The sequence below is a fragment of the Rossellomorea pakistanensis genome, from assembly GCF_016908495.1.
In the GTDB taxonomy this organism is placed as follows: Bacteria; Bacillota; Bacilli; order Bacillales; family Bacillaceae_B; genus Rossellomorea; species Rossellomorea pakistanensis.
Genome location: NZ_JAFBDZ010000001.1, coordinates 26,225 through 39,917, shown reverse-complemented (window position 1 = coordinate 39,917; position 13,693 = coordinate 26,225). Strand labels below are relative to the sequence as shown.

General features: G+C 36.4%; 14 protein-coding genes and 1 pseudogene. 6 read left to right on the top strand and 9 right to left on the bottom strand.

The window, feature by feature from the left end; genetic code table 11:
* The first annotated feature begins 53 nt into the window (after positions 1–53).
* Positions 54–1,847 (top strand): M3 family oligoendopeptidase, encoded by a 1,794-nt coding sequence (locus tag JOC86_RS00185; protein WP_205167779.1) that lies wholly within the window; start codon positions 54–56, stop codon positions 1,845–1,847.
* Between the two features lie 111 nt (positions 1,848–1,958).
* Here JOC86_RS00185 and JOC86_RS00180 read toward each other — a convergent pair whose 3' ends face one another.
* Entirely contained in the window at positions 1,959–2,216 is a 258-nt protein-coding gene (locus JOC86_RS00180) for a hypothetical protein (RefSeq protein ID WP_205167778.1), read from the bottom strand.
* Between the two features lie 450 nt (positions 2,217–2,666).
* Here JOC86_RS00180 and JOC86_RS00175 point away from each other — a divergent pair, with 450 nt between their 5' ends.
* On the top strand, positions 2,667–2,942 hold the full coding sequence (locus tag JOC86_RS00175) for a hypothetical protein (RefSeq protein WP_205167777.1): 276 nt from the start codon (positions 2,667–2,669) through the stop codon (positions 2,940–2,942).
* Between the two features lie 134 nt (positions 2,943–3,076).
* The gene (locus tag JOC86_RS00170) at positions 3,077–3,430 is read left to right on the top strand and encodes a YmaF family protein (RefSeq protein ID WP_205167776.1); all 354 of its coding nucleotides are present in this window, start codon (positions 3,077–3,079) and stop codon (positions 3,428–3,430) included.
* A 104-nt stretch (positions 3,431–3,534) separates the two neighbouring features.
* Here the strand turns inward: JOC86_RS00170 and JOC86_RS00165 are convergent.
* The 4 genes and pseudogenes from JOC86_RS00165 to JOC86_RS00150 all read right to left on the bottom strand — a co-directional run bounded on the left by JOC86_RS00165 (position 3,535) and on the right by JOC86_RS00150 (position 6,085).
* Positions 3,535–4,259 (bottom strand): annotated as a pseudogene (locus JOC86_RS00165) (radical SAM protein).
* Positions 4,260–4,283: 24 nt separating this feature from the next.
* Positions 4,284–4,997, bottom strand: coding sequence for a 2OG-Fe(II) oxygenase (locus tag JOC86_RS00160; RefSeq protein ID WP_205167775.1), 714 nt, complete (start codon positions 4,995–4,997; stop codon positions 4,284–4,286).
* A complete protein-coding gene (locus tag JOC86_RS00155; RefSeq protein WP_205167774.1) occupies positions 4,990–5,517 on the bottom strand; it encodes a methylated-DNA--[protein]-cysteine S-methyltransferase in 528 nt (175 codons plus the stop codon). The genes JOC86_RS00160 and JOC86_RS00155 overlap by 8 nt, the downstream gene beginning before the upstream one ends.
* Entirely contained in the window at positions 5,504–6,085 is a 582-nt protein-coding gene (locus JOC86_RS00150; protein ID WP_205167773.1) for a bifunctional transcriptional activator/DNA repair enzyme AdaA, read from the bottom strand. The genes JOC86_RS00155 and JOC86_RS00150 overlap by 14 nt, the downstream gene beginning before the upstream one ends.
* Positions 6,086–6,229: 144 nt before the next feature.
* Here JOC86_RS00150 and JOC86_RS00145 point away from each other — a divergent pair, with 144 nt between their 5' ends.
* Together JOC86_RS00145 and JOC86_RS00140 are read left to right on the top strand one after the other, a co-directional pair.
* Entirely contained in the window at positions 6,230–7,336 is a 1,107-nt protein-coding gene (locus JOC86_RS00145) for an Ada metal-binding domain-containing protein (protein ID WP_205167772.1), read from the top strand.
* 104 nt (positions 7,337–7,440) lie between these two features.
* Positions 7,441–8,316 carry an AraC family transcriptional regulator gene (locus tag JOC86_RS00140; RefSeq protein ID WP_205167771.1) on the top strand — a complete coding sequence of 292 codons (876 nt, stop codon included), beginning with the start codon at positions 7,441–7,443 and terminating at the stop codon, positions 8,314–8,316.
* A gap of 449 nt (positions 8,317–8,765) precedes the next feature.
* Here JOC86_RS00140 and JOC86_RS00135 read toward each other — a convergent pair whose 3' ends face one another.
* The 3 genes from JOC86_RS00135 to JOC86_RS00125 form a co-directional block, all read right to left on the bottom strand.
* The gene (locus JOC86_RS00135) at positions 8,766–9,635 is read right to left on the bottom strand and encodes an effector binding domain-containing protein (RefSeq protein WP_205169871.1); all 870 of its coding nucleotides are present in this window, start codon (positions 9,633–9,635) and stop codon (positions 8,766–8,768) included.
* Positions 9,636–9,797: 162 nt separating this feature from the next.
* Positions 9,798–10,529 (bottom strand): DUF2161 domain-containing phosphodiesterase, encoded by a 732-nt coding sequence (locus JOC86_RS00130; RefSeq protein ID WP_205167770.1) that lies wholly within the window; start codon positions 10,527–10,529, stop codon positions 9,798–9,800.
* Between the two features lie 603 nt (positions 10,530–11,132).
* The gene (locus JOC86_RS00125; RefSeq protein WP_205167769.1) at positions 11,133–11,588 is read right to left on the bottom strand and encodes a GNAT family N-acetyltransferase; all 456 of its coding nucleotides are present in this window, start codon (positions 11,586–11,588) and stop codon (positions 11,133–11,135) included.
* A gap of 158 nt (positions 11,589–11,746) precedes the next feature.
* Between JOC86_RS00125 and JOC86_RS00120 the strand changes: the two genes are divergently transcribed.
* The gene (locus tag JOC86_RS00120; RefSeq protein WP_205167768.1) at positions 11,747–13,060 is read left to right on the top strand and encodes a short-chain fatty acid transporter; all 1,314 of its coding nucleotides are present in this window, start codon (positions 11,747–11,749) and stop codon (positions 13,058–13,060) included.
* Positions 13,061–13,215: 155 nt separating this feature from the next.
* On the opposite strand, the gene JOC86_RS00115 is transcribed toward JOC86_RS00120, so the two are convergent.
* Positions 13,216–13,680, bottom strand: coding sequence for an aminoacyl-tRNA deacylase (locus JOC86_RS00115; protein WP_205167767.1), 465 nt, complete (start codon positions 13,678–13,680; stop codon positions 13,216–13,218).
* Positions 13,681–13,693 lie beyond the last annotated feature (13 nt).

Below are 13,693 nucleotides of genomic sequence, written 5' to 3'. Positions count from 1 at the left end.
TCCTTTTTCTTCTATACTTTTAATTAAATAGAATTTTTAGGAGGGATTTTCATATGGAGCAAATTTTTAGCGAAAACTGGAATCTGAGTTCGCTGTACCCAGGAGAAATAGAGTCACTCAAGCTAAAAGAATTGATCTCTCGCCTCACCACTGATATTGACAAATTACATAAAAAGATTATTAGTTTTGATTTTCCATTAGAAAAAAAGAATATCCCTGAGATCATTCAACTTTTTCATTTAATTCAAGATGTCATGAATGGATCACTTGAGCTAGATGATTATCTTATTTGTGTTTACTCTGAAGATGTAAAAAACAAAAATGTATCTAATTTAATGACAGAAAGTTCAAAGATCAAAGCTGATTTGAATTCCCTTCTTGTAGAACTAGATCAATTATTAGTAAAAATTCCAAATGAGGCTTGGTTACGTTTGCTCCAACATGAAGAGGTAAGGACATACCAGTTTTATTTAGAGGAACGCAAACGAATGATGAAAAATAAGCTGCCTGCCGAAATGGAAATCTTGATGAATGATTTATCTGTTAGTGGATTTGCTGGCTGGGAAAATCATTATGAGTTACTAATGTCCAAACTCGAAATTCCAGATGGAAATGGTCGAGTACTCTCCATTGGTCAAGCGTTAAATCAAGCAATGTCTGCCAGCAATCGTACCATCCGTGAGAAAACTGCCCATTCGATTATAGAAGTCTCTGAAAAACAAGCAGATTTTTTTGCCTCTATTCTCAATCACATGACCGGATATAGGTTATCCATGTATAAAAAGCGCGGGTGGGATAATATTCTAAAAGAATCCTTAGACCAAAATCGAATCAATGAACAAACTTTGCAGACGATGATTTCTACCATCAACGAACATAAGAATGTCATCAAATCCTTCATCAAACGAAAAGCCCAAGTATCCAAGATCAATTCATTAGGATGGTATGATATAATGGCTCCCAGCTTTACAACAGACCAAAACGTTACGTATACAGACGCTGCAGAAATGGTAATTTCTCAATTTCATCGTTTTAGCAAGAAGCTTGGCTTATTTGCCGAGCGTGCCTTTCAAGAAGGATGGATCGAAGCTGAAAACAGGGCAAATAAGGGACACGGGGCATTTTGTGCCTCTATGCCACTCGCGAAAGAAAGTCGAATATTTCTTACCTTCGCAGGTAGTTATCAAGATGTAGTGACAATTGCCCATGAACTTGGGCATGCATACCATAATTATATTTTGCATGAAGAACCAGCCTTTTCCCAGCAAAAAGGAACAAGCGTTGCAGAAACTGCCTCAACTTTCACAGAAAATTTAGTACTGGATGCTGCGATCGCCAATGCCAAAAATGATAAAGAAAAGTTATCCTTGCTCGAAATGAAAATCACAAATGGTTTAAAATATATTGGTGTTGTCCCTTCTATGTTTGAATTTGAACAAAAACTGTACGAAAAAAGAAAGCATGGACTCTTGACGTCTGAAGAAATCACTAATTTAATGGAAGAAATACAGATTGATCTATATAGTGAGACAATAGCTGAATTAAACCCTTACAACTGGATGACGATTTCCCATTTTTATAATACAGAGCAAGCTTTCTATACTATTCCATACACTATTGGTTTCTTATTCAGTAATGGAATTTATGCTTTGGCAAAGGAACAAGGAAGTCCGTTCATTAATCAATACGACGAGCTCTTACGAAATTCAGGGAAATTGACTGTAGAACAACTTGCAGAACGTTATCTTAATCAAGATATTACTAAAAAAGGCTTTTGGGAAGCATCAATCCAATCAACATTGGATGCCGTAAATGAGTATTTATTGATTACCGAGAAAATGATTTAAGGAAGACTGAGTGAAAACAAACAGGTTAATAAAGTGAAAATGCTACATTTTACGTATGATAAGAAGGAGACTGCCTCCTTCTTTTTTTAAAATTGCGATGTAGTAAGTCTATCACTTTTGTGGTTGAAGATATTTGGTAAAATAAGCACCGAGGAACAAAAAGAAAAGCATTAATAACATACTTATGATCCCAGCTAGATCAAACCAATAAGCTGAAAAGCCGATCAATGAACCTAAATAAAAACATATTGATGTTAAATAATTTTTAATTCCTGCCTCTTTATTTACGTGCTTATGCTTTTTATAAAGGACAATGAAAGAAATAACTAATGCGGAAAGGTAGGTAATTAATAATATTGAATCTAACAATTGAATTCACCTCATCCATACTTACATAACGTTAATCGGGCAACATATTAATAAACAGGTTTTATATATATATTTCATGCTGATACCAAGATAAATGAATTACGAGGCAATCAGAAAACCTGAGAAAACCAATCCTTTATGGAAGTTGGACCAATTTTTCATCCACCCCCATCTTTTTCGATCATGATAAATAATAGAAATCCAAAACGATTGTCATACCAATCAATAACACAAATAATAAGGGATTCATTTCTCTTTATCCTCCTTTCAACTATTATTATTCGTTAAAATTATAACATTATTTACCAAATTAATGGGAATAACTCCATTAGAGTAACCCCATTATTTTTTAACTAGAACAAATGATTCAATTTAGATAGATTATGCACCTTATAAAATAATCTACACCATCATGGTAACACTATAAAAAAATAAAAAGAGGTGGTTACCATGGCAAAAGATAAAGAATATACAGATGTTTCCAATGTTGAAACGCAAAGAAATTTTTTAACTTCAGAGGAATATCCGGAAGGACCATACGGTTCGCCAATTGGCAAACACGAAGAAGTTGAAAATAAAAGTACTCCATGGCAAGAAGAACAACAATACTACAGTGCTTTTACGTATGAAAACCGGAACTTACACCAAGACCTTCCAAGGCAAGTACCTGGTGCTCATCAAACACATGATGAAAAAGATAAAAATGAAGAGGAGCCGTACACCTGATTTAAATAGAAAGCGCTTGGGAAGCCTTCGTTTCTCAAGCGTTTTTCTATTTCCCCATAAAATATGTAAATATAGATTCCTTTAGGTGATTGTCCTGAATTATATAAAGTGTTAGGAAAAAAGGAGGTAAACAAATGAGAGATCATCATTTTCATGATATTGAATATATTTGGTGGGACAATAGGGTGGGCGCTGTTCATCAACATTCTTTTTCGACTCCTACCTCATTTGACGATGGACACCAACATGTTGTTCAAGGAACGACAAAGGATACAGTGCAAGGAATGGATCAACATGTTCATTCATTTGAAGGACAGACTACATTAGATGATGGGCATGTTCATTATTTCCGGGAATGGACGGGACCTCCAATAATAATTCCAAACAGAGGCCACTATCATGAATTTTCAGGAATGACCACTTATAATGATGGGCATTCACATTCCTTAAAAGGAGCCACAAATATTTTAGAGTACCGGGAGGCGTAAACATTTAGGCTGGCCTAGTCGGTTGACCGATATATATTCCGATTTCTAATGAAGGTCGACCGATATTTTCAACCAATTTATGATGTTCAATTATATAATTTCCTTTATGGCATAAACTCTTTTTGACTTACAAGAATTTGATCTTCTGAGAAATCTCTTTTCCACCTATCATACACAACTTGATAGGCTGTAGGACTATACCACTCTTCTAAACCATCCCCAGATGTTCCTTCCGTCTTCCATAAAGTAATGATCGATGCAAAGCCGATTGACCAGACTTGCTAATATATTGGGAAAATCTTCACTGCTCGGTAATAACGGAGCGACCGTCGCTTGAGTCGGTACACCCGCTTCTTTTAATATTTCCAGTGTCTTCAAACTTGCTTGAATAGGAGGAGCAACCGGGGTAAAAAGCTTTCGAATATCTTTCCTGTCTGTCTCAATCGTTAGACTTACCCGCACCTTGTTTTTTGAAATCTATGTCCCTACGAACCAAAGGACTCCTTGTCTTTATAAAAAGAAAATCTGGTTGGTTTTCGACCTTCAACTCTAATAAAGAACGTGTGATTTTTTCCTTATGTTCAACTGGTTGATACGGGTCCGTGCTTGACGACATAAAAATCGTTACCTTTCCTTTAGGCTTAGATCGTGTGAGCTCTTTTTCTAATAATTCCCATTCTTCTTTTCTGAATGTTGAAACCGGCATTTGATGTACGTAGCAGTAGGAGCAACCAAAGGAGCATCCTGTATATGGGTTTAGGGAATGACTATACCGTGATAGAAAACCAGTTCCCTTATTCAGAAGGGTTTTAGGATTTTTATAAACCAATTTATTTTTTAATTTATATCACCATCAGTTTGCATCATGAAAAATAATCCCCAATCCATACCGAATACCGGATGTCAAAGTACTAACTCCATGTCGAACCGTGTTTTTATAATAACCTCTTTTTCCTTCAATTGGACGATGGTTGGTTGGAAATATAAGCGCCTCCCCTTGATCAAGAGTAATGACATATCCTCGACTTTGTGCTCTTGGACGTTGTTCCACAAGGATGGATTCGCCGCCTGTATAATCTTTATTACGCTGATTTAAAGCGAACAACACTTGGAAAGGAAAATACACATCTCCATACATATCCTGGTGCAGACAATTATACCCTCCCGTTTCATATTTGAGGATTAATGGAGTTGATCGAACTTGTTCTTTCTCATGGCATTGCTTCAGAAATTCATCAAGAGTGGACGGGTAATGAGTATCTTTCCCTAACCGCTCAAACCATCGATTTGCTGCCTTCGCAAGCTCAGGGTAGAACCCAGTTCTTAACTCCTGAATTAACGGTGGAAGTGGTGCTTGAAAATATTTATATTCTCCTTCCCCAAATCGGTATCGCGCCATATCGATTCGACTGCGATAATAGGATTCTTCGTCATACATATCCATTAGAAATTGACATTGTTCACTATCCAGCAAGGCAGGCAGCTTTACAAATCCCTGCTCGTCTAGGGTTTGATGGATGGAATTCCAATCCAATGTATCTAAATCAGCTCTAATTTGGCTAACCATTAGTGCCCTCCCCTTTCTCAAGATGTAATAAATATTTTTTCATGTCCAAGCCGCCACGATAACCTGTTAGTGTTCCGTTTTTCCCTATTACACGGTGGCACGGGACTGAAATCAGGACAGGATTGGCTCCGATTGCCGTTCCCACTGCACGAACAGCAGTTGGCTTCTGTATCCATTCTGCAATTTGCGAATACGTATACGTTTCGCCGTACGGAATTCGCTTGAGGGCATTCCATATCTCTTGTTGAAAGGAAGTCCCTTGAGCATCTATAGAGTAGGTAAACGACTCACGTTTGCCATTAAAGTATTCAAGAAGTTCTACTTTATATGGATTTAGCACTTGGTCATCCTCTTTCAATTCAAATTCAGGAATTCTGCGCGTTACCCAATCCTTCATCTCAGTAAAGGAACCATTGGGTGAACCCACATAGCATAGTCCCTTTGGTGTTGCCGCTAAATAAAATAGCCAATTATCGTGTGTTAAAGTTGACCAATTAATCATTTGTCTACTGTTTTTCATGAATCGTTTCCTCCTTAGTTCCCCCATATTTCTTTCGGTACTCAGTTGGGGTACATTTTGTTTTCTTCTTAAACAAGGTTATAAAATAAGCGGTGTTCGTTAACCCGACCATCATCCCGATTTCTGTTACAGATTTATCTGAATTCATCAAGTAATGAATGGCATGAGAGATACGAACCTGTTGAATATATTCTAGTGGGCTCATTCCTTTTACTCTTTTAAAGGTTCGCTGCAAATGATATGGACTGCTGTGACCGAATTCTGACAATGTTTCTAGCGTGAGAGGCTTGTAATAATGTTGATCAATCCAGTCAACTATTTGTTCAATCCACTCCTTATCAGGTAACATTAGGCCATCAGGTTTACATCTTTTACAAGGTCGAAAATTTTCAGACTGAGCTAGTTTCGCATTCTTAAAAATCCGGACGTTTTCTTTATTCGGAACCCTTGATTTACACGATGGACGACAAAAGATTCCGGTCGTTTTAACACCATAAAAGAACGTATCATCATAGGAAGCATCATTTTCTACAATGGCTTTCCAATATTCGTTCGGTATAGGTTTCATGACATCACCCCTCCATTAAGTATACTCCGAACAGTTGATAAATGAATGATTTCCGAATGTAAAAGCAAGATAACGAAATGATTTTCGACTAAAATGTGATAGAACTATATTAGGTACAAGAAGTCATGAACAAGGAGAAACGATATGAAATTTGACGAGAATGAATATACATGGGACGCACCCTATTTTATTGGAGTAAAAACAATAAAGGAATACTGTTTTCCATGGTGTAAAGGAAACCCACTATCTGAAAATACTCATCTATTTCAAACTAGGCATGAAGCCGAACAAGCTGGATTTCGGCCTTGTAAAAATTGTTACTCGGGAATTCCCTTTGGAGCCTGGGAAGATCATAAAGAAGTGGTAAAGATCATAACACCAAAGGAGTTTAGTTTTAAAGAAAATTTGAAGTATCTATCAAGATCGACGAATGAATGTTTGTTTACCATCGTCGACAATAAAATTTACAGAGCAATCCCAATTGAAAATGAATCCCCCTTAGTAGAAATCAGCGCAGAAAACGATACCAATCTGACCGTACGTTTCTTCGGTCACTCAAAGCCTAAACAAAAATGGCTGAGAGCTGAAGTTACTAGATATATTCGGGAATGGTTTGATTTAGAAACTGATTTAATTCCGTTTTATGAACTAGCGAAATCAGATCCTTTGCTAAGCCAACCTGTTTCTAACTTTTATGGTCTGAGAAATATTGGCATACCTGATCTATTTGAAGCATTAGCATGGGGAATTCTTGGACAGCAGATTAACCTCACCTATGCGTATACCTTAAAGAGACGATTTGTAGAACTTTATGGAAGGTATGTCGATTGGAAAGGAATAAAATATTGGTTATTCCCGTCACTAGAAGAAATTGCTTCGTTATCAGTAGAAGATTTGAAAGACCTCAAAATGACGGTGAAAAAATGTGAATATTTAATCGGCGTTGCCCAATTATTGGCAAATGGACAATTAACGAAAGAATTGCTAAGCGATACTGGTGATTATAAAAAAGCGGAAAAAATACTTGTGAAAATACGAGGAATAGGACCTTGGACTGCCAATTATGTGTTAATGCGCTGCCTCCGTTTTCCGTCTGCTTTTCCAATGGATGATGTCGGCTTGCACAATTCGATTAAACTCATCATGAAAACGGATAAGAAACCATCCAAAGAAGAAATCTTAAAGCTATCATCCACTTGGACCAATTGGGAGTCCTATGCCACATTTTATTTATGGCGAATGCTTTATTAGAGATTAATGTTTTGGTTTGTATAAAACCCCACATCATTGTGCACGAAATGTCGGAAAGGTCTAAACAACTCCTGCTATTCTTTTAGTGAGAGGGAGGTCATAAAATGGATTTGCTTGAAAACATGAATGGTGCATTAGACTATATTGAAGATCATCTTACCGGCGATATTGACTATAAGGAAGTAGCAAGGATTTCGTTTTGTTCAGAATATCATTTTAAAAGAATGTTTTCTTTCCTTGCAGGCATTGCATTGTCTGAATACATTCGTCGCAGACGCCTTACCCTTGCAGCATTTGAGATTCATAATAGTAGCATTAGGATCATCGATGCTGCGATGAAATATGGATATAGCTCACCAGACTCCTTTACAAGAGCCTTTCAAAATTTGCATGGTATAACGCCGTCAGAAGCGAGAAACAATGGGCAATCACTAAAAGCTTATCCTCGAATGACCTTCCAACTAACCATTAAAGGAGGAAATGAAACGAACTATCGAATCGAAGAAAAAGAGGCATTTCGCATAGTTGGGATCAAGAAAAGGGTTCCGATCATTTTCCACGGGGTGAATCCAGAGATTGCCTCTATGTGGAAAACGTTAAATGAGGAAATGATCCAAACACTTAAGAAGCTTTCTAATGTAAACCCGCTGGGATTGATAAGTGCATCCACTAACTTTTCTGAAGGTCGTATGGAGGAAAAAGGTGAGCTTGATCATTATATTGGAGCGGCAACAACAAAGGAGTGTCCAAATAATCTCACACAACTCGAAGTTCCGGCGTTAACATGGGCTGTTTTCGAATCTGTTGGACCATTTCCCGACACACTGCAGGATATTTGGGGACGAATCTATTCCGAGTGGTTTCCATCTTCAAGCTATGAACAAACAGAGGGACCAGAAATTTTGTGGAACGAAGGGAAAGATGTCACTTCGCAAACGTTTAAAAGCGAAATTTGGATTCCGGTATTGAAAAAGCAGTGATCGTGAATAATGAAACAGGATAAATTCACATAGCAAAAGAATGGTCAAAGTGTGCTCTCTTTGACCATTCTTTTTCCATAGGTTTGTAATCTCTACCACATAGGGACCACACTATTTCTTTTCGAAATATGCAGGTTTTTGTCGAACGGTCAATATATAGATTGATTTGGACAAATAAACTGGTGACTTGGACAAATTATGAACTACAATGGACAAATTATCAGTGAAATTGGACAAATAAATAATTACTCCATGCTTTTGGATAACCGATGGTTTCATTTTAAAATAGATATTGATACGGAGACTCAGCAAAACATGTGGTCAAACGGATGTGAAAATCCAAAAATGAGAAACCAATTGAAAACTCTTCCACCATCGATCCATGTCATAATTTATGAAAGAGAAACCAACATATAGCTTGAAAGCTGCCTTAAATCCGAAAATGCAAACTATTTAATCGGTATATAAATCTTCACCCTCATTCTATTTGGGAAAATGGAGTTACAAACGTCTGTTACCTCGAAATCAGGGCCTGCATTCCTTTCATAATTTGAATTCAGAAGCCATGTGCCGTAAATATATCTTCTTGTATTTTGAACTAATTCCGAAGGACCATCAATGGTAAACTCAGCATATTTTCCTTCTGGTATCTCAAAATTAATAAAACCGCTTTCTAATTCATTTGCCTCATTCCTTACTTCTTCTCCGACAATAAATGAAAAGTTCCCATCATCATGAAAATTACACGATATACCATATGCAAAATTAGGTGCAATCTTCGAAGGAATCTTAAGGTAATATTCATTTCTACCAAAATGATCATAAAATCCTGGAATTTCTTCAAAATATTTTTCGTTGTTCAAATTTGTCTTATATTCATGGCCGATAATATGTATTTTGTTTAAACTGATTATTTTAGGTTTATTAATGGTTAACTCCCCCTTCATTTTCTCCTTGAAATCTAGTAGATTAAGCTTAGCCTGTATTCCTAGCTGAACATCCTTCCTCCTAAATTTTCCAGGTGCAATATTGAAATAATTGATAAACGCACGTGAAAATGCTTCCTGAGAACCATATTGAAATGAAATGGCAATTTCTAATATGCTTTGACTGGACTCCTTCATTTTTATTGCAGCTTCTGATAATCTTCTTTGTCGAATATACTTCTGCACAGAAAAACCTGTGATAGCCTGAAAAAGCCGCTGAAAATGAAAGGATGAGAAATAAGTCTTTGAGGCAATATCCGTAATTGTTAATTCCTTTTGAAGATTTTTCTCAATGAACTCAATAGCCTGTTGCATTCTTTCATAGTAATCCACTTTTCCAATTCCTTTCATTTTATATTTCCTAATAACGATTGTATCGAAGGTGAAAGGTGATTTTTTGATCATTTGTGCTCTTATTTGGTTATCTAAAAAAAAACCGTACTCCATTTAAATGCGGGTACGATTTTCAAAACATAAATTTCTTACTACTCTTTATCAATTTGGAGGTTTTGGTTCCTTCTCGTTAAAATACTTTACAATTTGAGGGAAAGATAAAAATTCATTTTTCCCTTTTTCACTTAAGGTATAGACCCCCCTCTGAACTTTATCAAACCAGCCGTAATAGTTTTTACTTAAAATCGATTGTGTTCTTTCACCTGTCCCCTTCTCTTTAAGTGCTTTAGGTGATAGTGGTCCAAAACGTTCAAGGAAACAAGCGATTTGAATACAATTCTCTTTATATGCCGTCATGATCTTTGTTTTGTTGCTTCCTCCAATATTATAATCACCGTTTCTACCATTTATCTCTTTTATGATTGCATTACTTTTTTTCTTATTTCGCTTCATATTTTTTAAGCGATCAAAGGGGGTTGGTGGAATACTGATCTCCATTTTCGCCCCACTTTTCTGAAATGAAACAAGAATCAACCCTAGCTCTAACCTTCTGATCAAATGGCATATGTCCTGCCACTTTCTGGAGTAGAGACTGTACTTTGGTTTCGGTATAGCTATATAGACAAGATCCGTTAGACGCTGCCTTTTCGCAGCTTGTACCAAGAGTTCCACCGTTAAATTCCGTTTCAATTCAACGATGACTAGTTCTTCCCCTTTTACCGCTGCCACATCACAATGTTTCACCTCACCATGGACTTCATAACCTTTGTTTGTAAAATATTGTTGAATTGGTTTATATAAATCAACTTCATAAATTTTTTTATCAGATTTCATTTAAACCCCTCTAATAATTTTACTTAATGTTTATCATTTTGATGTATTTTTTAAAACTTTAATTACTAAAAAGCGTAATAGAATAATATAAGAGGAGTGATGAATTTCGAATCTATTTACATTACCTATATTTATTGGAGCATGTCTTTTTAGTTTTAGTATGCTAATTTTTAGTGTTATGGACTCACCAAAACCTTTATTTGCTAGTCTCTTAGTTTCTTTCTTTACATTTGAAATTGCTTTTTTTCATGGCATTCAAAAACAAAAATAAAAACCTATGCACAAAACGATTGTAGATAATGTTTTTATTAAAGCTATTATTTCAATTGTATTTGAAATTTTTTTCTCCATTATTGTTATTCTAATGATAGCACTCAGATTAAGTTTATCATTTTGGATAAAGACTTGGATATAAAACAACTATTGGGGTCTTTCACAAAACGATCAGAAATATAGATATATATATTTTTAGCAGAATAGAAAAACAGCTAAAGTGTGGGCTCCATCCAATGTCAGTAACTACAAAAAATCTAATAATAAGGTACTCTAGTCGATCTTTTGGTAACCTCAAGACATTTGTGCTAAATATTAGCCTATTATCCTCTACTTTACTGATTTAGTATAAACCTTAATAGAGCCACCACTTACACCATAACAGTCTGTCAGATGCTGCCATCCATATCTTTCGTAATAACCTTCCAAATCTGTCGTTAGATAAAGATTTTCATATCCTTTTTTGGATGTCTCTTCCATCGCATGCTGAAGAAGCTTTGCTCCAATATCGCTGCCTCTATATTTAGGATCCACAAATAAACAGGCAAGCCAAGGGGATAAATCTTGACGACTATTTAGATCATTTCGAATCAATGCATATGTACCTATAATTGATTCATTGATTAAAGCTACATAGAATCTCGGTATTTCGTCCTCCGTCTTACATGAATGAATCATACAATCTTGATAGAACTTGAAGTTATCTTCGTTGCCCCATTCTTTCCAAAAAACATGAACAGCATCGTTAAATAATTCCTTCTTTTGCCCGATTTCTATTATTTCCATTGCTATCCCCCCTATTAAATAATTCTTTATGAAGCCCAATAATTCCTTCTAATCCCTTTCAAACCATATATCAATCATCTTAATGTTTACTTTTCAATGGACATGTATTTCCATAATAAAAATATACTGTATCAAGAACAAAAAAGGAGTGATTGTGTATGTTAGCTAGAATTGCGGATCGTGTCTCTAGTGGAGTGCAACGCTATATTCCAGATGCCTTTGTCATTGCTGTTCTTCTTACATTGTTCACTTTTCTAGTTGGTTTCTTAACCAACCCAACTGAACCGATTTCACTTTTTAAATCGTTTGGGGATGGCTTTTGGGTTTATCTTACTTTTACAATGCAAATGGTCCTGTTGCTTTTAACTGGAATGGTTTTGGCTGCTGTTCCCGTCGTGAAAAAAGGGCTTGGATCTTTAGCTAGTTTAGCAAGTACACCAAAGAAAGCTTATGTCTTAACCTTTGTTGTCACAGCACTGGCCTATTACATTAACTGGGGACTTGCCGTGGTTGTTGGGGCTATTCTTGTTCGAGAAGTTGGGAAAAGAAATCAAAATGCTCATTTTCCTCTTTTAGTGGCAGCAGCATATTCACCAACCGTCCTTTACACAGCGGGATTATCGAGCTCTATTGGATTAACGGTCGCTACGAAAGATCACTTTTTAGCTGATGTAATGGGCATCATTCCAACATCGGAAACCATCTTCCACCCTTCAACGATCATAATATTTGCCGTTTTATTAATTACCATGCCGATCTTCATTTGTTTTATGGCGCCAAAAACAAACATAAAACCATATGTAGAAAAGGAAGTTCCCAAAAAGAAAGGTAATGATATCGAGCACGCTGATTCACCTGCATTAAAATTGGAGCGAACCCCAATTTTGGGAATCGTAACAGGGGCAATTGGACTCGTTTATGTAGTAAATGAGTTTATGATAGGACGAGATCTTGACTTAAATATTATCAATATTTTATTTCTCTCACTTGGTTTAATCCTCCACCGTTCATTGGGACAATTTGGAAATGCATTTAAGGAAGCAGCAAGCTCTACTTCACCGATTATTTTACAGTTTCCTTTTTATGCAGGAATCATCGCTGTCCTCACAAGCTCAGGATTGGGCCAAGCGATTATCGATGGGATGATATCTGTTGCAAATAAAGAAACCTTTGATGTCTTTACTTATTGGACAGCAGGTCTCGTCAACATTTTAGCTCCATCTGGTGGTGGTCAATGGGCACTTCAAGGACCATTACAAGTTCCAGCAGGAATGCAATTAGGGGTGGATCCTGCGTCAATTGCAATGGCTGTAGGCTGGGGAGATGCGTGGACGAATCTTATTCAGCCGTTTTGGGCTTTGCCTATTTTAAGTATTGTGGGTCTGCATATCCGTCATATTATGGGATATTGCTTTTTACTCGCTATATGGGTTGGAGTTGTTACGACTGTCCTTCTTTTTTTCTTATACTAATTGAAAGCATAGTAGAGAACCCTTTTAGAAAACAAAGATTGGGTTGTTTTAAAAAGGCTCGGGACCGAATTATTTTTATCGATAGAAAATGTTTTAATGTTCTTCCATCTATGGCACTTTTTTTGAGAATAGTCCATCAAGATTGACTGTAGAAATTATTTTCTTGCTCGTATAACCTTCCCCTTATTTATTCGGAGTAAGTCTTCCACCATTATTTTCACCAAGGAATAAGGGGAACCACCTCCTGTATAAACAGTATCCATTTCCGTTACCTTTTGATCAATTACAAACTCTGCATCAAACCCAAAGGAAGGTACTCCCCCAGCTGGGTAACCTGTATACTTTAATACTTCATCTTCATCTGCTAATCTAGGTCTCTCAATCTCTAATGCCTTCCCTACACGGGATGTACTCGCTCGGTCCCCTCCTCTAACAATGGCAACAATGAACCTCCCATTTTGATCGATCATGCAAATATTTTTAACAACCTCATTTTCTGAAACCCCTATTGCTTCAACAGCATCGGAAACAGAATGACATGATTGCTTTAACGTTATATGCTCAGCTTCAATCTTAGTAGATTCTATGTATTCTTTTACCTTTAACTCATAAGAAGTCAATTTTGGCTCCTCC